General features: G+C 29.2%; 28 protein-coding genes and 1 pseudogene. 1 reads left to right on the forward strand and 28 read right to left on the reverse strand.

Annotated features, from left to right (window positions below; all coding sequences use genetic code 11):
- Nucleotides 1-69 precede the first annotated feature (69 nt).
- The 11 genes and pseudogenes from secF to CURI_RS16555 all read right to left on the reverse strand — a co-directional run.
- Nucleotides 70-936 carry a protein translocase subunit SecF gene (secF, locus tag CURI_RS08715; protein ID WP_014967884.1) on the reverse strand — a complete coding sequence of 289 codons (867 nt, stop codon included), beginning with the start codon at nucleotides 934-936 and terminating at the stop codon, nucleotides 70-72.
- A 15-nt stretch (nucleotides 937-951) separates the two neighbouring features.
- On the reverse strand, nucleotides 952-2,217 hold the full coding sequence (gene secD / locus CURI_RS08720) for a protein translocase subunit SecD (protein WP_041701712.1): 1,266 nt from the start codon (nucleotides 2,215-2,217) through the stop codon (nucleotides 952-954).
- 23 nt (nucleotides 2,218-2,240) lie between these two features.
- Nucleotides 2,241-2,744, reverse strand: a complete 504-nt coding sequence (locus CURI_RS08725) for a gamma carbonic anhydrase family protein (protein WP_014967886.1) — start codon at nucleotides 2,742-2,744, stop codon at nucleotides 2,241-2,243.
- A 13-nt stretch (nucleotides 2,745-2,757) separates the two neighbouring features.
- The gene (gene scfB, locus CURI_RS08730; protein ID WP_014967887.1) at nucleotides 2,758-4,107 is read right to left on the reverse strand and encodes a thioether cross-link-forming SCIFF peptide maturase; all 1,350 of its coding nucleotides are present in this window, start codon (nucleotides 4,105-4,107) and stop codon (nucleotides 2,758-2,760) included.
- A 67-nt stretch (nucleotides 4,108-4,174) separates the two neighbouring features.
- Nucleotides 4,175-4,315: a six-cysteine ranthipeptide SCIFF gene (scfA, locus tag CURI_RS15390; protein WP_014967888.1), complete on the reverse strand. Its 141-nt coding sequence runs from the start codon at nucleotides 4,313-4,315 to the stop codon at nucleotides 4,175-4,177.
- Between the two features lie 73 nt (nucleotides 4,316-4,388).
- Entirely contained in the window at nucleotides 4,389-4,775 is a 387-nt protein-coding gene (locus CURI_RS08735) for a TIGR04086 family membrane protein (RefSeq protein ID WP_187287393.1), read from the reverse strand.
- A gap of 157 nt (nucleotides 4,776-4,932) precedes the next feature.
- Nucleotides 4,933-5,784 (reverse strand): polysaccharide deacetylase family protein, encoded by an 852-nt coding sequence (locus CURI_RS08740; protein ID WP_014967890.1) that lies wholly within the window; start codon nucleotides 5,782-5,784, stop codon nucleotides 4,933-4,935.
- Between the two features lie 303 nt (nucleotides 5,785-6,087).
- Nucleotides 6,088-6,447, reverse strand: a complete 360-nt coding sequence (locus tag CURI_RS08745) for a hypothetical protein (protein WP_014967891.1) — start codon at nucleotides 6,445-6,447, stop codon at nucleotides 6,088-6,090.
- Between the two features lie 212 nt (nucleotides 6,448-6,659).
- Nucleotides 6,660-7,469, reverse strand: coding sequence for a GNAT family N-acetyltransferase (locus tag CURI_RS08750; RefSeq protein WP_014967892.1), 810 nt, complete (start codon nucleotides 7,467-7,469; stop codon nucleotides 6,660-6,662).
- Between the two features lie 406 nt (nucleotides 7,470-7,875).
- Nucleotides 7,876-8,526, reverse strand: a complete 651-nt coding sequence (locus CURI_RS08755) for a hypothetical protein (protein ID WP_014967893.1) — start codon at nucleotides 8,524-8,526, stop codon at nucleotides 7,876-7,878.
- Between the two features lie 354 nt (nucleotides 8,527-8,880).
- A pseudogene (locus tag CURI_RS16555) lies at nucleotides 8,881-8,994 on the reverse strand (integrase); the annotation flags it as partial.
- Nucleotides 8,995-9,580: 586 nt separating this feature from the next.
- On the opposite strand from CURI_RS16555, the gene CURI_RS15395 reads away from it, so the two are divergent.
- The gene (locus CURI_RS15395; RefSeq protein WP_081580431.1) at nucleotides 9,581-9,730 is read left to right on the forward strand and encodes a DUF3796 domain-containing protein; all 150 of its coding nucleotides are present in this window, start codon (nucleotides 9,581-9,583) and stop codon (nucleotides 9,728-9,730) included.
- A gap of 438 nt (nucleotides 9,731-10,168) precedes the next feature.
- Here CURI_RS15395 and hisE read toward each other — a convergent pair whose 3' ends face one another.
- From hisE to CURI_RS08840, 17 genes are all read right to left on the reverse strand, one after another.
- Nucleotides 10,169-10,462, reverse strand: a complete 294-nt coding sequence (hisE, locus tag CURI_RS15870; RefSeq protein ID WP_014967894.1) for a phosphoribosyl-ATP diphosphatase — start codon at nucleotides 10,460-10,462, stop codon at nucleotides 10,169-10,171.
- Nucleotides 10,463-10,477: 15 nt separating this feature from the next.
- Entirely contained in the window at nucleotides 10,478-10,807 is a 330-nt protein-coding gene (hisI, locus tag CURI_RS15875) for a phosphoribosyl-AMP cyclohydrolase (protein WP_014967895.1), read from the reverse strand.
- A 4-nt stretch (nucleotides 10,808-10,811) separates the two neighbouring features.
- On the reverse strand, nucleotides 10,812-11,576 hold the full coding sequence (hisF, locus tag CURI_RS08770) for an imidazole glycerol phosphate synthase subunit HisF (protein ID WP_014967896.1): 765 nt from the start codon (nucleotides 11,574-11,576) through the stop codon (nucleotides 10,812-10,814).
- Between the two features lie 3 nt (nucleotides 11,577-11,579).
- On the reverse strand, nucleotides 11,580-12,287 hold the full coding sequence (gene hisA / locus CURI_RS08775) for a 1-(5-phosphoribosyl)-5-[(5-phosphoribosylamino)methylideneamino]imidazole-4-carboxamide isomerase (RefSeq protein ID WP_014967897.1): 708 nt from the start codon (nucleotides 12,285-12,287) through the stop codon (nucleotides 11,580-11,582).
- Entirely contained in the window at nucleotides 12,284-12,886 is a 603-nt protein-coding gene (gene hisH, locus CURI_RS08780; RefSeq protein ID WP_014967898.1) for an imidazole glycerol phosphate synthase subunit HisH, read from the reverse strand. Before hisH ends, hisA begins: the two co-directional genes overlap by 4 nt.
- A gap of 1 nt (nucleotide 12,887) precedes the next feature.
- Nucleotides 12,888-13,472, reverse strand: coding sequence for an imidazoleglycerol-phosphate dehydratase HisB (hisB, locus tag CURI_RS08785; protein ID WP_014967899.1), 585 nt, complete (start codon nucleotides 13,470-13,472; stop codon nucleotides 12,888-12,890).
- Nucleotides 13,473-13,638: 166 nt separating this feature from the next.
- Nucleotides 13,639-14,931, reverse strand: coding sequence for a histidinol dehydrogenase (gene hisD, locus CURI_RS08790; protein WP_014967900.1), 1,293 nt, complete (start codon nucleotides 14,929-14,931; stop codon nucleotides 13,639-13,641).
- Between the two features lie 2 nt (nucleotides 14,932-14,933).
- A complete protein-coding gene (hisG, locus tag CURI_RS08795) occupies nucleotides 14,934-15,569 on the reverse strand; it encodes an ATP phosphoribosyltransferase (RefSeq protein ID WP_014967901.1) in 636 nt (211 codons plus the stop codon).
- A gap of 18 nt (nucleotides 15,570-15,587) precedes the next feature.
- Nucleotides 15,588-16,829 carry an ATP phosphoribosyltransferase regulatory subunit gene (hisZ, locus tag CURI_RS08800; protein ID WP_014967902.1) on the reverse strand — a complete coding sequence of 414 codons (1,242 nt, stop codon included), beginning with the start codon at nucleotides 16,827-16,829 and terminating at the stop codon, nucleotides 15,588-15,590.
- A gap of 131 nt (nucleotides 16,830-16,960) precedes the next feature.
- Complete coding sequence (locus tag CURI_RS08805) at nucleotides 16,961-17,797, reverse strand: HAD family hydrolase (RefSeq protein ID WP_014967903.1); 837 nt, start codon at nucleotides 17,795-17,797, stop codon at nucleotides 16,961-16,963.
- Between the two features lie 27 nt (nucleotides 17,798-17,824).
- Complete coding sequence (locus tag CURI_RS08810; protein WP_014967904.1) at nucleotides 17,825-18,451, reverse strand: RecX family transcriptional regulator; 627 nt, start codon at nucleotides 18,449-18,451, stop codon at nucleotides 17,825-17,827.
- Nucleotides 18,444-19,760 (reverse strand): M18 family aminopeptidase, encoded by a 1,317-nt coding sequence (locus tag CURI_RS08815; protein ID WP_014967905.1) that lies wholly within the window; start codon nucleotides 19,758-19,760, stop codon nucleotides 18,444-18,446. Before CURI_RS08815 ends, CURI_RS08810 begins: the two co-directional genes overlap by 8 nt.
- A gap of 110 nt (nucleotides 19,761-19,870) precedes the next feature.
- Nucleotides 19,871-20,191 (reverse strand): DUF1292 domain-containing protein, encoded by a 321-nt coding sequence (locus CURI_RS08820; protein WP_014967906.1) that lies wholly within the window; start codon nucleotides 20,189-20,191, stop codon nucleotides 19,871-19,873.
- Between the two features lie 102 nt (nucleotides 20,192-20,293).
- On the reverse strand, nucleotides 20,294-21,754 hold the full coding sequence (locus CURI_RS08825) for an aminoacyl-histidine dipeptidase (protein WP_014967907.1): 1,461 nt from the start codon (nucleotides 21,752-21,754) through the stop codon (nucleotides 20,294-20,296).
- An 86-nt stretch (nucleotides 21,755-21,840) separates the two neighbouring features.
- On the reverse strand, nucleotides 21,841-23,289 hold the full coding sequence (locus CURI_RS08830; RefSeq protein ID WP_014967908.1) for an aminotransferase class I/II-fold pyridoxal phosphate-dependent enzyme: 1,449 nt from the start codon (nucleotides 23,287-23,289) through the stop codon (nucleotides 21,841-21,843).
- Nucleotides 23,290-23,365: 76 nt separating this feature from the next.
- Nucleotides 23,366-24,550 carry an MFS transporter gene (locus tag CURI_RS08835; protein WP_014967909.1) on the reverse strand — a complete coding sequence of 395 codons (1,185 nt, stop codon included), beginning with the start codon at nucleotides 24,548-24,550 and terminating at the stop codon, nucleotides 23,366-23,368.
- Nucleotides 24,551-24,610: 60 nt separating this feature from the next.
- Nucleotides 24,611-25,540, reverse strand: coding sequence for a VanW family protein (locus CURI_RS08840; RefSeq protein WP_014967910.1), 930 nt, complete (start codon nucleotides 25,538-25,540; stop codon nucleotides 24,611-24,613).
- Nucleotides 25,541-25,694: the final 154 nt, after the last annotated feature.

Raw genomic sequence — 25,694 nt, forward strand, 5'->3', positions numbered from 1 at the left:
TATACACTCCTTGTATAATAAAACTCCCTTTTGGATCTATTATAGATTACCAAAAAGGAGTACTTTTTATTAGTTAGTTTGAGATTTTTTAGTTTTTAAAATATACCATATTGGGCTTGCTACGAATATTGAAGAGTAAGTTCCTATTAATATACCTATTATTAAAGGTAAAGTAAACTCTTTTATAGCTTCTACCCCTAATACATATAGTAGAGTTATAGTTACCAATGTTGTAAATGACGTTCCTAAAGTTCTTCTAATAGTTTGTTTTATACTACTATTAATTAAATTCTCATAGTCTCTAGTGTTAGTGATTTTCAAGTTTTCTCTAATTCTATCAAATATTATAATTGTATCATTTATTGAATATCCTATTATAGTTAGTATAGCTGCTATAAAAGTACTATCTATCGGAAACTTAAATATGGAATAGATAGAAAACATCAATAGAATATCATGAACAAGGGATATAATTGCCGATAATCCAAAATCTATTTCAAATCTAAAAGTTATATATATAAGTATACCTATAGATGAAATCACAATAGAAAGCAGAGCTTTATTTCTTATTTCGTTTCCCATAGATGCGCCTATAGCCTGAACTTGCTTTGGTTGGTCAGCTTTTAAATTATATTTTTCTTTAAACTTATTAAATATCTCACCAGACTCTTTTCTGCTCAAGCTTAGACTACTTTTTATTATTACTTCTTCTTTATTTTTTCCAGCATGTATTACACTAGCATTTTTATCAAATTCACTTACTATCTTTTTAACTTCATTTACTGGAACTTGTTTTTCTAGATCTATTTGAATTAACGTTCCTCCAGTAAAGTCTATACCATAGTTTAGTCCTCTAACTCCTATTAAAGCCATACCTATAACTATTGTAACTATAGATATTATAAAAAATATATTTCTATGCTTAATAAAGTTCAAAATACTCTACCCCCTTTACGCTCCAAATAGCTTTTTATTTTTTCCTAATTCAGTATTTGCAACTAATCTTAGTAAATATTTAGTTATAAATACTGCTGTTAACATAGATACAGCTAGTCCAATTATTAGTGTAACTCCAAAGCCTTTTATCGGTCCTGTTCCAAGATAATATAGAACTACTCCTGCTATAAGAGTTGTAGTATTAGAGTCTATAACTGCTGTCAGTGCTCTACTATATCCTTTTTCAACCGCAATCCTAACAGTTTTTCCTGCTTTTATCTCTTCTCTTATTCTTTCAAATATTACTATATTAGCATCTACTGCCATTCCTATCGATAATATAAGTCCTGCTATACCAGGTAGTGTTAACTTAACTTCTAATATACTCATTATTGTTAATACTATAAGTATATAAATAGTTAAACATATATCTGCTATAAATCCTGGCACTCTGTAAACTAGTAACATAAATAAAAACATGATCGTTATTCCTATTGATCCAGCTTTTATACTTTTATCTAATGCTTCTAATCCTAAAGATGGTCCCATAACTGAAGTTTGTACTTCTTTTAATTCTACTGGAAGTGCTCCTGCTCTTATTAAGTTAGCTAATTCTGTAGCTGATTCTATAGTAAAACCACCTTCTATTACTGCCTGTCCATTAGTTATTTCTGTTCCTACAGCTGGGCTAGATATCGTTTTACCATCTAGTACTATATATAATATATTCTTTCCACGTTCAGTTTGTTTTGAAAGTCTTCCTGTAGCCTCTTTAAAAGCCTTTGTTCCTTCTTCATCGAAATGTAAAGATACCATTGGTGTATTAGCTGATGTATTTGATTGTTGGAATGCAACATCAGACTTTTTAATATTCTTTCCCGTTAATATGACCTTTCCATCTGGATCTATAAACTGTAATTGAGCTGTTTTACCTATCATTTGGAAAGCTTGCTCAGTATCTTTTACTCCTGCCAATTCTATTCTTATTCTATCTTTTCCTTGAATAACTATGTTTGGCTCTGAAACTCCAAGAGTATCTACTCTTTGTCTGATTATAGACTTACTTTGTTCCATTTTCTTTGCTAGTTCTTTTCCAGTATCTTTAGTCTGTGCCTCTAGTTCTACATATACTCCCCCTGCTAAGTCTAGTCCTAGTTGCATCTTTTCTTTAATCGGAGGGATTTTATACTTTCCTAAGCTTAAACCAAATATAGCTGTATATGAAGAAATAACAACTAATATAAATACTATTCCAAGAATCACATAGTTTCTTCTTTTCAATGCCAACTCCTCCTTTTCGTATTTTATTTTTTATGTTTTTCAGCATAAGTACAGTAGTCTAATGCTGATTGTTTTAACTGTTCAATTTCTTCTTCGCTAAGTTTCCTTACTACCTTTGCAGGAGAACCTAATACTAGTGATCCTGCTGGTATTACTTTTCCAGGTGTAACTATACTTCCTGCTCCTATTAGGACATTATCTTCTATTTCCACTCCATCTAATATTATTGCTCCCATTCCAACTAAAACATTATCTCCGATCTTACAAGCATGTACTATAGCTTTGTGCCCTACTGTAACATAATCTCCTATTTCCGTACTATAATCTTTACTTATGTGTATTACTGTTCCATCCTGAATGTTTGTATTCTTACCAATTTTTATAACATTTTCATCGCCTCTTAATACACATCCGTACCATATACTAGTATTTTCTCCTAATGTTACTCTACCTATTACTTCTGCGCTATCTGCTACAAAGCAAGTTTCATGTATTTCTGGCTTTACACCTTCATATTCTATGATCATTTACATTGTCCCCCTAGTTTAAATTAGCAGCGATAGATATAGCACATTCTATTCTTTTCTTTTCCATTTCACAGCCTATTGTATAAGGTTTTTTTATATCTTTATTGAAGTTATAGGCATTAGCATGACATCCACCACTACAATAAAATCTAGCCCAGCAACCATTACACTCTTCTTTTGTAAATACATTAGCTTGTCTAAATTCATCTATGAGTTTAGTATTTTGTATACCATCGTAAATGTTTCCAATTTTAAAATCATCATTACCAACAAATTGATGACATGGGAATAAATCTCCTTCAGGTGTTACTGCTAAGTATTCAACTCCTGCACCACATCCCACAACTCTTTTTATAAAGCAAGGTCCTTGATTTAAATCTATCATGAAATGGAAGAAGCTAAATCCTTTACCTTCTTTTTTTGATTCTATATATTTAGCTGATAACTCTTCATACTCTTTCATTATTTTCTCTAAATGTTCTTCTAGTAATGCATAGTCATGTTCTGGACTTGCCACAACTGGTTCAACTGATATACTATCAAAGCCCAGTTCATTTAAGTATAGTACGTCTTTAGAAAAATCTATATTTTTACTTGTAAAAGTTCCTCTTAGATAGTAAGATTTGTCTCCTCTTAGTTTAACGAACTCTAGGAATTTAGGTGTTATAACATCAAAGCTTCCTTTACCATTGCTAGTTGGTCTCATGTTATCATTTATTTCTTTTCTTCCATCCAAACTTAAAACTACGTTGTCCATATTTTCATTCATAAAGTTCATATTATCTTCGTCTAGTAATATACCATTTGTAGTTATTGTAAATCTAAAGTTTTTATTATATTCTTTCTCTAATTCTCTACCATAAGCTACTAGATCTTTTACAACATCAAAATTCATTAATGGTTCTCCACCAAAAAAGTCTACTTCTAAATTTCTTCTATTTCCTGAACTTTTAACTAGAAACTCTAAAGCTTTTTTCCCAACTTCTAAAGGCATGTATAGTCTTTCACCATGGAAGTCTCCTTGAGATGCAAAACAATAATTACATCTTAGATTACAGTCATGGGCTACATGTAAACAAAGGGCTTTTACTATATTTTCTTCATTATATTTAAATTTACTTATGTCAGCCGGTTCACTAAATAATAAGTCATTTTCTTTTAACGTATTTATCTCTTCGTATGCTTCTCTTATATTTTCTTCTAAATATTTATCTTTTAAATTTTTTACTATATATTCTAAATCGTTATTTTCATATAAATCTATTATATCCCAGATTAAGTCGTCAACCACATGAACTGACCCACTATTTATATCTAGTACTATTTTTTTACTATTAAGCTCGAATTTATGCATCTTTACCATAAAACTTCCTCCTAATTCATTTTGACAAAATTAAAAAGTAGTGGTTGCCCACTACCTTTATGTACAACTATTTTTGTTCGCAAGTTTGATTTCCTACTGTACAAGAAGTTTTACAAGCTGATTGACATGAAGTTTGACATTCTCCACATCCACGGTTTTCTAAACCATTTTTCATGTTACTTCCACTTAAAGTTTTTATATGTTTCATATCTATGCCTCCTATTAACTTACTACTCTTTTACTATAGTAATTATAACATAGTATGTTTTTTAAATAAAGTCCTATTTTAGATTGACTCCTATCATTCCACCTATTACACCTACTATTAAAACTATCCCACTTTTTATTAGTACATAACTATTTAAAACGAAGTCATTTACTAAACCTATGTTTAACAGTACCATTAGTGCCATATATGTAAGTCCTACTATCGCTCCATTTAACCATCCTTTTTGCTTTGTCTTTAAAGATATATATATAGCTCCTATAGTAACACTTAGTATCATTATTATAGAATTTGTTATAGGTAATATGTTTTCTGAAATACTGGTGTATATCATAAGAAAAGTTTGTATTATTATAGATATCAAAGTTATTCCTATACTAATTAGGCCTGCCTTACTTATATCTTTAACATAATTAATGATTTTCTTTTCTTTACTACTCAAGTTTCCACCTCCCAAGCTAGTCATATCTATTTTAAGTTTTACTTTATATTTATGCTCATATATTTTTTTAATGTCAAAAAATAAAAATAAGAGATAGTATCTTTTTATTAAATAAATACTATCTCTTATTTTATTAAAACAAACTATTTCTATATTATTAATGAAATATACTCTTAAGTATTTTAAGTGCTTCTATTTCAAATATTAATCTTCTTGTAGAACATAGTCCATCTATATTTATTCTTTTTACTAAGTAAGGTGAGTCTTTTTTACTCATGATTCCTGTATCTGTACTGTATGTCTGTTGATATCCTGCTTGTTTTGCTATCTCTTCAATTTCATCATCATACTCTCCATATGGATAGGCTAAAGATATCACTTTATTTCCTATATTATCCTCTATAAGTTGTTTTGATAATTTAAAGTCATTTAGTATCCTTTCCTTATATTCATCTTCACTTTCTCTATATAATTTATTAAATATTACTGGATCATTATCAATTTTATGATGAAGATTATAAGTGTGACCTTGTATATCCATTACCCCACTATCATACATCTCTTTTAGTCTATTCCAGTCTAAGTACTGCTCATTTTTATGTTCCTCCGCAGTATGGGTTATGACAAACATATTTCCTTTCATATTCAACTTTTTTAGAACAGGATACGCATATTCATAATTATTCGTTTTTCCATCATCTAGGGTAATCAGTATCGGTTTCTTAGGAAGTTCTTTTTTATTTTTAATAAAATCATTTAACTCAGTAACAGTTATTGTATTATAGCCTTTTTCTTTTAAAGCCTTCATATGACTTTCAAATAGTTCTGGTTTTATTGTATAAGTTATTTTTTTAAATTCAGGATTTGGTTCTATATTATGATACATTAAAACAGGAATATATATATCATTCTTTTTATTTTGTTTATACTTATATGTAATGAATGCAAGTAGTAAAGCAAAAATAACTATAAATAATCTAATATAGTGATTGTTTTTTATTTTTTTCATATTATTCTCTTCTCCAGTTAATTAAATATACTCTACTTATATAAATTATAATACACTTACATTTAATATTATAATTTAGTGTTATTAAATCAGTAGTTGTTATATTTTATATTATGAACTCTGTCTTTCCTCAATTCCTATATATTATAGCTTTTAATCTCTAATATATCCAGTAGTCTTTTTTACTCTATAGATATTATTAAATATTTTAACGGTAATACTTTTAATTCCGGAATATTTTAGTAAGACATACTATAATTTAAAATCTAAGTCTTACGTATATAAGTAGCCGTTAAGTATAACTTAAATTCCATAATGAATCATCCATTTGTTTTCTTTAATTGCAGTAGATATCTTTTCAATCAACATTTCAAGCTCTTTTGAATTATGTTTAATATTTTCATTTATAGTGATACTAAGAAAATATTCGAGAGATGTTTGCGGTATCAAAGTTGTACCATAGAACGCAAGGCTTGTATTTGGTCGATTTAAGTTATGAAAGTACGTTTCAAGTTTATCTAATTTTTCTTTAAAACCTGCATGATATATTTCGCCTAAAAAGTCATCTTCTATAAAAATACAATTATACTTTTCAGGTTCAAACTCATCTTCATTAAAATCTTCAAGGTTTTCAATTATTCCAAAGTTATGTACACACGGCATTTTATCACCTCTTGTCTTGAGCAAATAGTATTTTTTTCATCATACTTAATTTTTGTAATATAACTATTTATTAATATTATATATAACAAGTTCTATTTAAACAAAATATATATTAAAGAAGTTAACAGAGTTACAAATTGTTATAGTATGAAATAATGTTTATTTTCATTGCTAAATCAAGCTTTAATTTCTAATTAGGTATTACTTATTCTTTAAATTTCTTCTACTATTGAATTTCCCTTAGATTTATCACCATTTGTCCATTCCCACTCTTCAATTAATTTTATTCTTCCATCAGGTAATATCTGTGGCTTCGAATTGCATCTACCTGTTCGTATTTGATTGTTGATGTTTATATGTTGATAGCAAAATTCAAGTTTTCCTTCTGTGTCACAAGTACCGACTAAGTATCCCCTAATTATATCACCGCCAAAATACTCTGCCCAAATAACATTCTTTTCTTGTTTATACTTAAAAGTAGTTTTATTAGAAGCTTCACCATTATCACTATTTGAAATCGAAGTAAATACTCGATTATTATAATCAATTAAAAATCCTGAATTACTAAGTATTTTTGACATTTCGCTATAGCAAAGTACTTGATCATTTGATGTGATGATTTTATTATATTTTACAGTAGCATATCCTCTTTTTTCATATAAACTATATGCAGGTAATGATGAGTCAAGCTCAACTGTATAGTGACCTTCTTGTATTGCTTTTTGTTCAAGTTTATCCAAAAGTCTCGACCCATACCCTAATCCCTGAAACTCTGGAAGAATAAACATCCTTTTGATCTCATTTTTAAAAATTGACCATGTTCCAATTAATTTTTGATCAAGCTCAATAAGAAATATAGTTTCTGTATTTAAAGCTTTTCTAATATTGTCTACAGAGTGATGATTGAGAAAAAATTTTACTACCTCACTTGGATAATATTTAGGATATATTTTGTTAATTGTTGTTTGAACTATTGAAGTTATTTCTTCTAATTCATTTAAAGTTTCTTTAATTATTTTCACTATTTAATCATTCTTTTTGTTGGTTTATATTATTATTAAAGTTCAACTGACTTGAAAATTTATTAACATGTAAATATCTGCATATAATTTCACATAATTATTCATATTAGTAATGTTAACTGTAGGATCCTAACAGTCAATATACCCCTATATTGAATATACTACTTGACTTAAGAATTCAAGTTAGTTATTCATATATGCCATATTCCACATGTTCATCCTAAAACCTGCTACAGCATATCTAAGACCTTTAAATGTACTAATTTAAATAGGAGAAACTCGTCTAAAATATTTTTTCTTCTGTGGCCTATCAATTGAAGCTTCCACATTACAGAATATAATAATTAAACGTACATAGCAATTTCGCTTAAGTGGATTTCTTACATTTCTGGCCTTTTGGGTTGGTCTAATGTTTCGTTCTCAAAAAATTTGCTCCATCATCTGCATTAGTTGCATTTAATCCAAAAGTAGATATATATCTTTCTCCATCTACCTCATAATAAATTCTGATAATATTATAATGCATAAAATATTTCTCATATTGGGTTCTATATCTCTTCAGTTTATAGCTATATTTCCCATCTTCGTTTTTTAGTTTATCTTTTATAATTTTAGCATTCTCAGTACTATAAGGAGCAGTGCTAACTTCATCTTCTGGAATTTCTATTTCTATTTCAGGTATATAATCTGGAACTATTTTTTCTTCATCTTTTATAAAAGATATATATATAATATCTTTATCCCCTTTAAGATGGACCGCTGGAATATCTCCCTCTACTTTTCCAGAAATCACACCCTTTATTCTTCTAATTTTATCTTTACTAAACTTCTTATACTCTTCTTCCTTGTAAGTTCTAATTATAGGAGTTCTAGTTTTACTCTTATCATTAATATCTACTATTATTTTTGCATTAGTTTTAGATATATTTCTCTTATGTTCTGCAGTAGGTCTAACTAGTAAATTTATAAATAAAATAATACCTACCACAACAATAAAAAATATTAATATTGCAAAAATTATATTCTTAAGTATTTTAATTCCTTTAGTTTTATTCAATTCATCTTTCCTCCTTTCATTTCATAATATCTTACTATTCTGAATTTGATTGTAAAGACTACTTTAAACTTAATTCTCTATTCTCATAAATTTCACATAACTAATCATATTCCCGATGTTGACTATACTTTCCTAACAGTCAATGCTGGGAATATTCAGTTATGTGTTGTTTACTTAGATAATCAATATGTTCTTAATTTAAACATACTAATTTTGACTTAAGAATGTAATTAATTATCCATATATGCCATATTCGACATAATAACCCTAGAACCTCCTACAATCTATTTAATGGACTTTGAATGTATTAACATATGATGCTTAACATTTCTTTTCTTCTAGTAGATAGAATATTCATTTTTTTATATTTTTACTGGAAACTAGCTTTAAATCATTTTGATAATAATCTATGAATCTTCTAGTGCGATTTACATAGCATTCAATTGTATTAGGACTATATCCTTTTAGTTTTAATACTTTTTCTAACTACAAATAAATTAATTGATGATTCATTGGTTAAACCTCTTTTGATTCTAAGCATAAAGATAAACCCTAATCATAATTAGCTAGAGTTTTAATTCCTTAATCATATTCAGTTATGGATGGAGGGTTAAAATATTATTCTAAACATTACGATTCGTATAGATACCGAAGAAAGACATCTATATGTTCCCTACACGAAACCATCGTCACAAACATTTATTTTTACACATTCAATAGTAATTTTAACTGTTATAGTATTAATCGACTTATCACTAACAGTATATATTGATTTTAATATAACTATTAACAATGTTTAGATACTTTAATACTGTATGATATTTAATAAAGATATGTTTAGTGGAGGAGAGGGCTTTACATTCTCTCCCTATATCTTAGAATTATTTTCTTTATCTTATGATTCTAGCCATGTAACCTTCTAGTTGTATCTATATACCTTAACTCTGCAATCATATTGAAACTATCTGATGACTTATTTTTATCATATTATGTTATATATTCACAACTCTATTAATAATATATCTATATAGCGATATAGGAGGAAAGATTATTTATGAAAAAAATTACTAAAGTAAATAAATTAGGATTTTTAGGTTTATTAGGATTGCTAGGTTTACTGGGATTATATATGAACAATCCTAAATTGTTTGGGTTGTTTGGATTCTTCGGATTTTTTGGTTACTTCAATGTGGTACAAAATTAGTTATTAAGATAAAGATTGGCTCCTCAACTAACTATTGTGAATCCAATTATAAGTTAATCTACTTTAACCTCAAGATTCTCACCATATTAAATTTACATAACTAAAGTATTTCTGAACTGATATTTATAGTCTTTATAAAAGTTAATTAACCTACTATATCATATCCTTTTCAAGTGCTAGATATAAGTTTAATAAATGCTTCGTTTTTAAGCTATAGCTCATATTTAAAATGTCCTTAATATCTATCATACTTATTTTTTTGAATATAGCATTAATTTATAGCTGTAACTAGCAAATCGACCTTGTAAATTATCCTGTAAGTATAATGCATAATTAAAAAAGATGAATCCTGTTTGATCTAGGAATCATCTTTTACTGTATAATAAACTTTTTAGATATTATATTCTAATGCACATTTATCATTTGGTAGTTTTTCAATTACTTAGAATGTCTTTTATATAATTCCTGCTTTATATCATCTATACTTATTCCCATCTCTACAAGTAGTACAAGCATATGATAAACCAAGTCTGAAGTTTCATATATAACTTCTTCTTTGCTGTTATTTTTGGCTCCTATTATAACTTCACTACTTTCTTCTCCTACCTTTTTAAGTATTTTATCTATACCTTCCCTAAATAAATATGTGGTATAAGACTTTTCTTCAGGGTTTTGCTTTCTTTCTTCAATTACACTATATAATTTACTTATTATATTATCTACACTATCCATATTCTCACCTGTTTCCTAATTATTTTTTAATATATTTCTATAAAAACAAGAATAGGCTCCTGTATGACAAGCAACTCCATTTTGTTTTGCTTTTATGAGTATTGTATCTCCATCACAATCATAGTCTATGGAAACTACTTCTTGAGTGTGACCAGAAGTTTCTCCTTTATTCCATAAACTTTGTCTACTCCTACTAAAGAACCATGTTTTCTTAGTTTCTATAGTTTTCTTTAGAGATTCTTCACTCATATAAGCAAGCATTAAAACTTCACCTGTTTCTATATCTTGCACTATAGCTGGAATTAATCCTTTTTCATCAAACTTTAAATTTTTTAAAAATTCCATAGGATTACTCCTTTCTCATTGAAATACCCTTTTCACTTAGGTAATCTTTAAGTTCTGGTATTAGTATTTCTTTAAAGTGGAATACAGAAGCTGCTAGTGCAGCATCAGCCTCACCTTCACTTAATACATCATAAAAATGGTCTCTTTTTCCTGCTCCTCCTGAAGCTATTATAGGAACATTCACTTCTTTTGCTACTGCTCTCATAAGCTCTATATCATATCCGTCTTTTACTCCGTCCGTGTTTATACTATTTATTACCAGCTCTCCTGCTCCAAGTTCTACACCCTTCTTAGCCCACTCTATAGCATCTAATCCAGTATCTGTTCTTCCTCCATTTATAAACACTTTCCATTTACCCTCTTCTTCTACTCTTTTAGCATCTATAGAAAGAACCACACATTGTGAACCAAATTTTAATGCTGCCTCTTTTATAAGTTCTGGATTTTTAACTGCTGATGAGTTTATAGAGATCTTATCTGCTCCTGCTCTTAATATAGTAGTAAAGTCATCTATAGTATTTACTCCTCCACCAACTGTAAATGGAATGAATACTTCTTTTGCTGTTTTCTCTACTATATCTAGCATTATGCTTCTTTCTTCATGACTAGCCGTTATATCATAAAATACCAATTCATCTGCACCTTGTTCGTTATAGTATTTTGCTAGTTCTACTGGATCGTCTACATCCTTAATATCTTTAAATTTTGTTCCCTTAACTACCCTACCATTTCGTACATCCAAGCACGGAATTATTCTTTTAGTTAACATATTTTAAACCTCCAATGCTTTTTCTAGTTCTATATCTCCAGTATAAAGTGCTTTACCTACTATAGCACCATACATATTCATCTCTTTTAATTTTCTTATATCTTCTATACTGCTTACCCCACCAGAAGCTATTACATCTATATTTACGCATTCTTGTAGAGTCTTATATATTTCGAAATTTGGTCCTGCCATCATACCGTCTTTAGATATATCTGTATATACTATAGTTTTTACTCCTATAGATTCTAATTCTTTCACTAAATCAATAGATTTTACTTCACTTACATTTATCCATCCATCTACTGCTACTAATCCATCTTTAGCATCTATAGAGACTACTATCTTCTCACCATATTCATTTACTAGTTCTTTTAATAGACCTATATTATTAATTGCCACTGTACCTAGTATGACTCTATTTACTCCAGCTTCTAGAAGTAATTTTACAGTTTCTTTATTTCTTATTCCACCACCCAATTGTATAGGTATATTTATATTTTTACAGATTTCTTTAATTATATCTAAGTTTTTAGGAACTCCATCTTTAGCTCCATCTAAATCTACTAAATGAAGAAATTCTCCACCTTTTTCTTCCCACTTTTTAGCCATTTCTACTGGATTTTCTCCAAATACAGTTACCTCATCAAACATTCCTTGCTTAAGTCTTACACATTTTCCATCCTTCATATCTATAGCAGGAAATATTATCATTTTATCATCCCCCCGAAAGCTTTTAATAAGTTTAGACCTACATCTCCACTCTTTTCTGGGTGAAACTGCATACCATATATATTTCCACGTGAAACAATTCCTGGTACCTTCACTCCATAATCACTATATGCTATTACCTCATCAAAATTTGATTTTGCATAATATGAGTGTACAAAATAAACATAGTCTTCTTCTTTTATATATTTTAAAACATCATTGTTTTTATTTATCTTAAGTCTATTCCATCCCATATGTGGAATTTTAACATCTTCATTAAACTTAACTACTTCACCTTTTAAAAAACCAAGTCCTTCCCATTCTCCATCTTCAAAACTTTTTTCATATAATAATTGCATTCCTAAACAAATTCCTAGGAGTGGCTTTCCTTTGTCTACATTTTCTCGTATACACTGAATTAAATTAGATTTTTTTAAATTCTCCATGGCATCGTTAAATGCACCTACGCCTGGTAGTATTATTGCTTTTGAATTATTAATTTCTTGAATATTATTAGTTACATTAACTTGAAAACCTAATTTTTCTAATGCCTTGTGTACACTATTTAAATTTCCTACTCCATAGTCAATTATGGATATCATCCTAAATCACTCCCTTTGTAGACATAACTCCTTCAATTCTTTCATCTATTCTAGTTGCTTTATCAAGTGTTCTTCCAAACCCTTTAAATATAGACTCTATCATATGATGTGTATTTCCACTGCTTAGCATTTTTATATGCAGATTTATCTCACAGTGATTTACAAATCCCCTAAAAAACTCTTCTACTAATTCAGTATCAAAGTCTCCTACTTTATCTCTCGAATACTCTACATCAAGAGCAAGATATGCTCTTCCTCCTAAATCTAATACTACTAGTGATAAACATTCGTCCATCGGTGTAAGTGTATCTGCATATCTAACTATTCCTTTTTTATCTCCAACTGCTTCTTTAAAAGCTTGCCCTAAAGTTATTCCTATATCTTCTACTGTGTGATGCCCATCTATGTGTAAATCACCTTCACACTTTACTTCTAAGTCAAATAATCCATGCTTTGAGAAAAGAATTAGCATATGATCTAAGAAGCCTATTCCTGTGTTTATATTGCTTTTTCCCGTTCCATCTATATTAAGACTTACTTTAATATCCGTTTCTGAAGTCTTTCTTAACTTTGTTGAAGTTCTCAATTTATATTTCTTCCTTTCTTGCTATATTGTTAACACTTGATTCATTAAGATCTTAAACAGATGAGGTCAATTTAAAGTGTCCAATCACCTGCTTAAGATTAACTATGTTATTATCCGAGCATAAGCTCATCTCGCACCACTCATAGGAAACATTAAATTTGATTCCCTACTTAAATCTAACTCTTATGGAGTTAGCATGTGCCGTTAAACCTTCTGATTCTGCTATTTTTATTATCTTATCTTTGTTCTTCTCTAAGTTTTCTCTATTATAGTATATTAAGCTTGATTTTTTAACGAAATCATCCGTACTTAATGGGGAGTAGAATTTAGCAGTACTACTTGTCGGTAGTGTGTGATTTGGTCCTGCAAAATAGTCTCCAAGTGGCTCTGGTGAGTACTGTCCTAGGAATATAGCTCCTGCATTTTTGATTTCACTTATTATTTCAAATGGATTTTGAACCATTAGTTCTAAATGTTCTGGTGCTATTGCATTTGAAAGTTTAATAGCCTCTTCTAAATCTTTTGCAACTATTATAGCTCCAAAGTCTTTTAAAGACTTCTCTATTATATCTTTTCTTGATAATACTTCTGTTTGTTTTCTCAGTTCTTCTTTAACTTGTTCAGCTATTTCAGCTGAAGTAGTCACAAGTATTGATGAAGCTAGTGTATCATGCTCTGCTTGTGATAATAGGTCTGCTGCAACATACTCTGGATTTGCAGTTTCATCAGCTATAACTAATATTTCACTTGGTCCTGCTATCATATCTATATCAACATATCCGTAAACTAATCTCTTAGCTATTGCAACATAAATATTTCCCGGTCCTACTATTTTATATACTTTAGGAATAGTCTCTGTTCCAAAAGCTAGTGCAGCTATTCCTTGTGCTCCTCCAACTTTAAATATTTTATCTACACCTGCTATCTTAGCTGATGCTAGTATATGTTTGTTTACCTTTCCGTCTTTTCCTGGAGGGGTTACCATAACTATTTCTTCAACTCCTGCAACTTTAGCTGGCACAGCGTTCATAAGAACAGTTGAAGGATATGGAGCTGTTCCCCCTGGTACATATATACCTACCTTTTCGATTGGATTATATACTTGACCTAACATTATTCCTTTTTTACTATTATCTATCCACGAATTGTTAAGTTGTTTTGAGTGATAATCCCATATATTTTGTTTTGCTTCTTCTAGCGCTTCTATAAGTTCTTTATCGCAATCATTATATGCTTCCTCTATTTCTTTTTCCGTTACCAGTAGACTTTCTAGACGTACTCCATCAAATTTTTCTGTGTATTCTAAGACAGCACTGTCTTTATTATCTCTAACATTTAGTACTATATCTTCCACTGACTTATTTACTTCTCCAAATTCTAATTGGCTTCTATTTAAAAGAGTTTCTATTTCCTTTTCTACACTTCCATTTTCATCTAGAGTATTTATTATCTTTATCATTTTCAACTCTCCTTTTCAATTAACTTATTTAAATCATCCATGATCTTCTTAATCCTATTGTTTTTTATTTTAAAGCTAACTTTATTTGCTATCATTCTAGCACTCACTGGATGTATATCCTCTATAACTACTAGCCCATTTTCTTTTAGTGTTCTTCCTGTCTCTACTATATCCACTATCACATCAGACAGTCCTATTAGTGGCGCCAATTCTACCGAACCATTTAATTTTATCAAATCTACTTGCATCCCTTTAGATAGGAAGTGTTTTCTTGCTACATTAGTATACTTTGATGCTACTCTTAATGGTTTAGATGGATCTATCGTATATCCATCTAATGCTGCAACAGCAAATTTGCATTTACCAAAGTTTAAATCTGCTATTTCATAACAATTTCTTTCTTCTTCCATTATAGTATCTTTCCCTACTATCCCTATATCTACAGCTCCCCTTTCAACATATACAGGAACATCTACTGCCTTTACTAAAACATATCTAACTTTATTTTCTTCACTAGTTAATATAAGTTTTCGAGAATCTTCTTCAAATTCTCTACATTCTAAACCTATTTTTTTAAGCAATTCGTATCCTTTATCTCCTAGTCTTCCTTTTGCTATAGCTATATTTAAATATTCCAAAGTATCACCTGCCCTTGTTTATAAGTTTTTAATAAATTCTTCTAACTTTATGTTTAGTCTAGCATTGTTCTCCCTATCTATAATCTCCAGCTCATCTTTATCAAGTATTAAAATTCTCTTTATATCTGAATCGTCTCTCGTTATTTCTTCTAATGATTCATTTAATGTATCGCTCTCTACTATAAAGTCACTGTCTCTTAATAATTCCATTAGTTTAAATGCTTCTTTTCTATCTTCAGTTTTATATATTACTTTATAATCTATATAATAATTATTAGTGTCCAGTCCATTTTGCTTTTCCATCCCATTGATAAGCTCATCTATAGTTATACCAAACCCTGTAGCTGGTATATGCTCTCCATAATTTTCTGTAAGTTTATCATACCTTCCACCACTCAAGATAATGTCACCATGTTTAGCCATATATCCTTTGAAGATTACTCCAGTATAGTAATCTAAGTGATTGATAAGTCCTAAATCTACAGAAATATATTTATCATACCCGTAGTCTTTAATAATTTCATAAACTTCTTTTAAATCATCTACAGCTTTACACATCTTATCATTCAAACATAACTCTTTAGCTAACTTTAGTACATCTTCAAAGTCTCCATATAGTTTCGGTATTTGAACCATAACATTCTTTACTTTTTCATCTAAGTTCAGGTCTATAGTTAGCCTTTCTAACTCTACAAAGTTTTTATTTTCAATTAGCTCCTTAAGTTGTAAAGCTACTTCTTCACTATCTATATTCATCTCTTCTAACAAACCTTTATAATAATTTGCATGACCTATTTCTATATGAAAATCTATATTTACTTTGAGTAAGCTTTTTATAGCTATACTAATTATTTCTGCATCTGCATCTGGTCTATTACTTCCAAAGAACTCTACCCCTGTTTGTGCAAACTCTCTTCTATCTTCATTGTTCATTCTAAATACTTGATGATTATAAAATACTTTAAAATTTTTCTTACAAGTTCTATAGTTATTTGCTACCATCCTAGCTATCGGTATAGTTACATCTGGTCTAAGAACTAGTATTTCACCTGATTTATCTATAAGTTTAAACATTTCATCTTTCAAAACTGTACTCTTTATAGATGAAAATATATCATAATATTCAATAGTAGGTGTAAATGCTTCTCTATATCCAAAACTTTTAAAAGTGTCATTTATAAGTTTAATTATTCTCTGCTTTTTTTCGTATTCGTTAAATAACTCGTCTTTTACTCCTTGAGGAGTTTGAAACTTAAACATATGATATTCAACCCCTTGCTTTATCACTTCATCTAATTAAAGCGATGATGTGTTTTATTGTATTTTACTATTATTTACCCCATATGTCAATGAAAATTTATAAAAAAATAAAGAGGTCTTAAAATCGACCTCTATAATTTAAATACTTCTTTCAAAGTATAACCTACTCCACTCTCATCATTTGTTTTAGAAGTTATAATATTAGATACTTTTTTAACTTCTTTAGTTGCATTCTTCATACCTATCCCTAGTCCTGCATTTTCTATCATTTCTATATCGTTATTATCATCACCTATAGCTATAATTTCTTCTTTCTGTATCCCTTTACTCTCAGCGTATTCTATTAGGGATATCCACTTTGAGCCCTTAGCATGTATGATTTCTAACATAGGACCTACTTTTTTAAAACTATACATAAGATATGGATTATACTTTCCTTTGTAATTTTCTATTAAGCTTTTATGAAAATCTTTTAATTTTTCTAACTCTCCCGCATAAACAATAGCTAATGCTTTAGGGTCTGAGTATTTCAAAAAATCATCAATTACTTTATATCTATTAGCTATGTCTCCTAAATAGTCACGATATCTCTTATCATTTTTTTCTAGTTCTAGTAACACATCATAGCCTTCGCTATAATGATCCACATGAGCTATAGCATGTAATTTTCGCTCCCTACTTTCCTTTATAAGGTTAAAAAAATCATTTTTATCAAAGTATCTAGTCGTTATTAAGCTATCGTCATTTACATGTCTAACTATAGTACCGTTATTTGCCATAACTATAGGACTTATATCTAATTGGGATATCAACTCTTTAGCTGAATAATATCTACGTCCCGTAGCTATTACTATTTCTACTCCTCTATTGGACAGTTCATTTAATATTGCTTTATTTTCATCTGTTATTTTTTTCTCATCATTTAATAGTGTACCGTCCAAGTCTATAGCCACTAATTTATAGTTCATAAAATCACCTCATTCGTATATAGAAAACTATAGAATCTCTCTTAAAATCCTCATGACTATGTCCATTGAATATCCTCTTCTTTGAAGAAACCCACCTAATTTTCTATATCTAGCATTTTTATCATCATTTTTATAAGTTGTATTTAATTTTTTTACTGCTATCTCCATAGCTTTATCATATTGCTCTTCGTCATCTACCAATTCTTCTAACTCTATATTTACTGTTTTACTATCTATTCCTTTATTGAATAGTTCTCTTTTTATTCTTTCTTTTCCTATATTCTTCAAGTTTACTTTATCCTTAATAAATTTTCTAGTATATTCTTCATCATCTATATATTTTAATTCTTTTAAATAGTCTATCGTAGCTTCTATAACTTCTCTAGGATATTCTTTTTCTATCATTCTATTCCATATTTCTTTTTCCGTTCTCATTTTATAACTTAATAACCTTAGTGCATAGTTATTAGCCTGTGATTGTTCTTCTTTTCTCAATACTTCATCTATAAATTCTTTTTCTAGTTCCATTCCTTTAGCAAGCGTATATCTAACTAAGATATCTTCATGAACACTAAAGCCATATTCCTCATTTATATATATTGAATATCTCTCTTTATTATTTTTTTGTCTCTCTATTCTTGTAATCTTAATCATTTTTTAAACTATATCCTATAAAACTCTTCAAAAGTTTTTTCGTATAATAGTGATCATCTACTCCACCAAGCTCTCTTATAGAATGCATACCCAATACAGGATTTCCCATATCTACCGAACGTATATCTAGATGTGTAGAATTTATAGGTCCTATAGTAGATCCGCCTCTCTGATCTGAGTGATTGACAAACTTCTGAACTGGTACTCCTGAGTTCTTGCATATAAGCTCGTACACAGTATTAGAATCACTATCCGTGGTATAGGATTGATTAGCACTTATTTTTATTACTGGACCTTTATTTAATATAGGCCTGTTAGTTAAGTCATGTTTTTCTGGTGAATTTGGATGGACTGCATGAGCCATATCTGCAGATATTATAAAAGAGCTGTAAAGAGATCTATAGAAATCTTCTTTGTCTTTTCCTAGTGAGATAGATATTCTTTCTAATATAGTTTTTAGCATAGGTGAATCTGCTCCCTGCTTTGTGCTACTTCCTATTTCTTCGTTATCAAAGCAAACTGCTACATTTGTAGATTTTGAAACTCCGGCTTCTAACAAAGCATTTATGCTTGCATGTACCATTGCTAAGTTGTCTAGTCTACCACAAGATATAAAATCATTGTTTAAACCTACTATGGATCCCTTATCAAATTCATATAAATATAAATCAAAATCAATTATATCTTCTTTGCTTACATTTAATTCTTCAGATAATAAGTTTATTAAGAAGTTATCTTTCTCTAGATTATCATTAATCATTGAGACTAATGGTAACATGTCTTTTTGCTTACTAAGCTTTATTCCTTCATTTACATTTCTATTCATATGTATCGATAAGTTTGGAATTATCATCAAAGGCTTTCTTATATTTATATTTTTACTTACTGGATATAGAACGTCTTCAGATTTTAATGTGACTCTTCCAGCTATAGAAAGTGGTCTATCTAACCATGTATTTAAAATAGGTCCACCATATACCTCTGTATTTAATTTTAAATATGATTTTTCTGACACTATTTCGGGATTTGGTTTGATTTTGAAGTTAGGAAAGTCTGTATGTGATCCTATAATTCTGAATCCATGCTCCTCTAAGCTTCCTTCTCCCACTGTAAACGCAATTATAGATGAATCATTTTTTGTAGTGAAATACTTTCTTCCTCTCTGAACATTCCATCTATCTCTTAGTTTTAATTCTTGAAATCCTTTATCTAATAGTATATTTTTAATATTTTCAACAACATGAAAAGCACTCGGACTATCATATATAAAGTTAATTAAATCCTGAGCAAATTCTATTTCCCTTGTCATTTTCATCCTCCTAAAACTTTAAAGAATTAGTATATAGTATTTATATATTTTTCTCATTTAGTATAGATATAATAAAAGCACTATCTGTATTTTGATAGTGCTTTTGTTAATTAATGGTTGCAGTCGCATCCTTCTCCGCATCCGCATCCTTCATCTTCAAATCCTTCTTCAAATATTTCATCGAATGCTTGAGCCACTAATTCATATTCATCATCTTCTATGTTATCTAGCTCTACACCATCTTCTGTTTCTTTGTATTCATATAATAATACTTCTTCCTCATCTTGTGGAACTAGTGCTATATATTCTTTATCTTTTACTTCAAATATTCCTAGAACATGACAGTCTAATTCTGTATCATCATCAAGAACTAAATGCATTATACTTAGTTCTTCTTCACATCCACAATCATTTGTTTTGTTTTCACTCATCTTATAATCTCCTTCTTCTCATGAATTTATTTCTTAACTAATAGTTTTAATCTTTACTTAAAAATTATACCATAATTTAATTAATACATCGAGTTTTTAAATTTACTTAATTGATTTTAATATTTCTAATAGAAGATCCCACGTTCTCTTAGTAGAAGATATGCTTAACTTTTCATCTGGAGTGTGTATATCAAACATGTCTGGTCCAAAAGATATCATATCTATCTCACCGTTAAACTTTTCACTGAACTGGCCACATTCAAGTCCTGCATGAATCGCTGTTACCTTTGGATCTTTTCCATATTTGTTTTTAAATGATTTTATAAATATATCTCTTATGTAAGAGTCTTCTTTGTAACTCCATGATGGATAACTACTTCCACTTTCAGATTCTACACCTAATAAATTTGCCAACATGTCTATTCTTTCTACTATTTCAAACTTTAGTGAATCTATTGAACTTCTTATAGCATTTTCTATTGTAACTGATCTCTCCGTAGTAGTTACCACTCCTACATTGTTAGAACTTTGAACTAGTCCTTCTATATCCATACTCATAGATTGAACCCCATTTGGAAGTAACACTAAAGAAGCTATAATTTTTTTAGTACATTTATCTGAAAAAGCTTCTTTATATATTTTTTCATCTTTTTCTAAATATATTCTTATTTCCGGATCAGAAGCTTTAAATTCATTTTTTATTGTTCTTTCTAAAGATAATATAGTTTCTTCAAGCTTTTTCTCGTCTGATTCTTTTATTAAAATTAGAGAGTCTGATTCTCTAGGTATAGCATTTGATTTTGCACCACCACTTATCTCAACCAATTTAAATTGTATACTAGAGTTTAGTTTGTTTAATACACGACCCATTATTTTATTAGAATTTCCTCTTTCTTTGTCTATTTCTGATCCAGAATGACCACCTTTTAATCCTCTTACTTTTATATTATATCCTATAAAACTATCATCTATATTTTCTCTATCTACAGGAACTTCAATTGAATTTCTTATTCCACCTGCACAGCTAGTTAAAAGAATACCCTCTTCCCCTGAATCCATATTTAAAAGAATTCTTCCTTTTAAATTATCAGGATTTAACTCTATTGCCCCAGTCATGCCTGTTTCTTCATCTGTAGTTATAAGCACTTCTAGTGGGGGATGAAGTATATCTTTCGAATCTAGTAACGCTAAAGCGTATGCCACTGCAATTCCATTATCCGCACCTAAAGTTGTTCCAGATGCCATTATAAAGTCGTCTTCTATTTTAAGTTTTAAAGGATCTTTCATAAAGTCATGATCTGTCCCTATATTTTTCTCACAAACCATATCCATGTGTCCTTGTAATATTATTATTGGTGAATTTTCGTATCCAACAGTTCCTGATTTTCTAATTATTACATTTAGTGCTTCATCCTGTATAACTTCTAAGTTTCTTTGCTTTGCAAAGTCAACTAAATAATCACTTATATCTTTTTCATTTTTAGATCCTCTGGGAATTTGTGATATATCTTCAAAAAATCCAAATACCTCTTTAGGTTCTAATTTTTCAAGTATTCTTGACAATTTTATCTCTCCTTATTTTCATTAGTCAGTACTATTATACCCTATATAATCAAGTGAGTTATAAATAATTTTCTTAGTTACTTGAATCATAAATCTAAAACTTTAATATGATTAACTAAAGGATCCGTAGTTCCTTGCAACTGACACTTTTCATTTTTTAATATATTTATATAATCAATTATTTCTTTAGTTATTACTTCGCCAATACAAATTACAGGTATTCCTGGAGGATAAGCCATTACCATCTCACCAGCTATTTTTCCTTCCGACTCAGAAAGCTTCAATAATCTCTTATTCATATAATATGCTTCTCTTGGTGAAATCATATTAGACGTATATGCAGGTATATACTCTACTTTATTATAGATTTGCTTTTTATTTTTTAAAGATATATCCTTTAAAGCTTTAACTAGCTTCTCTATATCTTCTAATCTATCACCTATAGAGATTATAGCAAGTATATTATTTAAATCTGCCAGCTCTATTTGTATGTTATATTCTTCTCTAAGTATAGACTCAAGCTCATAGCCTGTATATCCCATTTTTATAACGTTTATACTAAGTTTTGTTTCATCAAAGTCAAAGCAACCTGACTTTCCTATTAGTTCTTTTCCAAATGCATATAAGCCATCTATTTTATTTATTTCTTCACGTGCCCATCTAGCTATTTGTAAAGTATTTTCTAGCATATCTCTTCCTTTAATAGCTATTTGCTTTCTAGCTATATCTATAGAACACATTAATAAATATGAACCACTTGATGTATATATTAAATTTAAAATATCTCTTACTTTCCTTGGACTAATCTTCTTATTCCTTATTAGAAGAGCAGAGCTTTGGGTAAGTGAACCACATGTTTTATGCATACTTATTACACTCATATCTGCACCTGATTCCATAGCTGTTAATGGTAAGGCATCATGAAAATGCATATGGGGTCCATGAGCCTCATCGACTAGTACTAACATATTCTTTTCATGAGCAATTTTTACTATTGACTTTATGTCTGATGTGTAACCATAATATGTGGGATTTATTATAAGAACTGCTTTTGCATTTGGATGTGACTCTATAGCTCTTTCAACTTTTTCAACAGTTACTCCATTTGCTATACCTATTTCATCATTAACCTCCGGATATATATATACTGGTTTTGCACCACTCAATATTATTCCACCAATCACTGATTTATGTGCATTTCTAGGTATTATTATCTCGTCACCGGGCTTACAAACACTCATTATCATAGCATGTATTCCAGATGTTGTTCCATTCAGTAAGAAAAAGGCTTCTTCTGCTCCAAATGCACTTGCCAATAACTTTTCAGATTCATATATAACTCCTGTAGGGTTGTTAAAATAGTCTAAATCTGCCATTCCATTTACGTCCATATTTAATGCTTTTGAACCTATATAGTCTCTTAATTCACTTATTCCTCTACCATGTTTATGTCCAGGTACATGAAATGGTGTAACCCCATCATCTACATACTTTTTTACTGCATCAAATAACGGAGTCTCATTTTGATTATTCAAATATATTACCACCTTTCATACATGATATAAACTACATACTATTGTATGACCTTTGTTTCTTTTAGTGCAAGTACCCTTAATTCTTCCTTGATACAAATATTTTATAGTTGACATAAGTGAATATAATAGCAAAGTTTAATATAAAAACAACTCTAGCAGAATAAAATGATAGTATACCATATGTACAAACTATTGCAGTTAATTTTCCTATATTATTAAAAACATCATTTATCCCTGATACACGTGCTATAAATTGTCTATTAGCAGTAACTTGGAGTCTTGTATTTATAATTATAGTAATAAAAGATATAAGCGAGCCTTCTATAAATTGTAATAATAACACTATACTTAAGCTATTTGATAGACTATATAATATCCAAACTATAGCTAGTGACACTAAGATACTATATATTATTAACGTTTGTAACTTATTAACTATTTTCTTTAATGATATAGATATAAACATAGTTATTAAATTTGTTCCATAAAAGACAGACATCATAATTCCCCATGTTTTACTATCTACATTTAATATGTCAAAGGCAAAAGGATAAAAAGCTACATTTATGGATGCTATAGCTATGTTAACTATTGTGCTAATAATTACTATTTCTTTTAGGTTACTGTTAGATTTAAAATATTCAAATCCTTTTTTTATATCATCATACATACTAACTTTAATTTCTTTTCCGTATAGCTTAGATTTATATGTTTTATTCTTAACAAATAACAGTATTAGCGAAGATAGTAAATAAAGAATTATATTAATTTGAAAGATAATATTTATATTTAGCTTATCTATTATAATACCTGATAAAATTGGTCCTAATATAAAAGTAAATCCAGTTATTCCTGTCAGTATAGAGTTACCTGTCATTATGTCTTCAGCTTTTAATAATTTAGTAATTATTTTCTTTTTAGGAGGTCCGCATAAGATTTCAATAGCTGCTATTAATAGCATCAAGAGATATATGGTCATGATATTTTGACTTTGTATAAATATTATTGCTATTATAACTTTTAAAAACTCTAAGATTGCGAGTATATATTTTTCATTAAATCGATCTCCAATACTTCCTGCAAAAGGTGATAATAAAAAACTTGTGATTGGAGTACAAACCACTGCAAAGCTAGCAGATGTACCCGATCCAGTTAATTTAATAAGTAATGCAGCTACAGCAATAAAATGAAAAGAAGCTGCTAAGCTTGAAGTGACTTGACTAGTTAAAAATAACTTAAACGATCGATTATTATTAGTCATATTTTTACCTCCAATAATTTCTCACATAGACATTGTTATTAGAAATATTGGAGGTATATTCTACTTTTCTTTATTTGTTTCTATTACATATGGCATTGGTAAATATGAGCTATTTCTTAAGTTCTTAGTTTTTATGTTTCCCGTCTCATCTTCAATAGTTACCCAAGACTTTATTAAAGCTCCATCCATTCCTTCTATAATCATCTTTTCATCATTTTTCTTTAGTTTAGGATTATTTATATACTGAATATTGGCTTCTCTTATTTCTAAGGTTTCATGATGCCATTCTACCTTAGGAGGCTTTTCCTTACCATAAAATCCAATATACAGTCTGTTTTCAATACCTTCAGCCCATATAAGTATAGGAAAGTCAGTATTATTTTTAAACTTTAAATCTTTAAACCCATAGGCTACAGTAGCATCTTGACCATATGGAACATATGGAACTGGCATTGTATGATTGTATCTTTCAACTACCTCTAAGTTACTATATATTGCTACATTATATAGAGTAGATGCAATCTTACATACTCCTCCGCCTTCAGTTGTAGTTATTTTAGGTCCCATATAAGTTGGACCTTTTTTGTATCCTTTAGATTCAGTGTAAGGTCCTATACTAGCATTTTGAGAAAATACAGCTCCAGGAGGTACAACTATACCAGCAAGTGACTTAGCAGCTAGATGCACATTATACTCTTCACCGGGTAGAGGATCTCTTAAAACTGTACGATATGCACTCATCAGAACTCTTGTTTCTATTTTTTCTATAGCTTTTTTAAACTCCTCATTTTTTTCCCATGGAAGTTTATTTACTTTTTCGGACTTTTCAGATTTACTAGATGCCTTTTTTTCTATATCGTCTGTAATTATCTTAGTTTTTATACTTTCTTTATCTATATCTAGCTCTTTTTCAGAACTTTTAACATTACATGATGTTAGGTAAAGAGAAGTTATTATTAATGTAAATAATAAACAATGTTTTCTTTTCATTTTTATCATTCTCCATATAGTCCCTATCTGACTTCATTTTATATTACACTAGTTATATATTTTCCTACTTTCTAATAAAAATATACATGTTCTTTAGTTTAATTTAAGTTAGTCATAATTATTAAATTAGAGAATAATTATTAAACTAGTAGGT

The organism is Gottschalkia acidurici 9a, assembly GCF_000299355.1.
Taxonomy (GTDB): domain Bacteria; phylum Bacillota; class Clostridia; order Tissierellales; family Gottschalkiaceae; genus Gottschalkia; species Gottschalkia acidurici.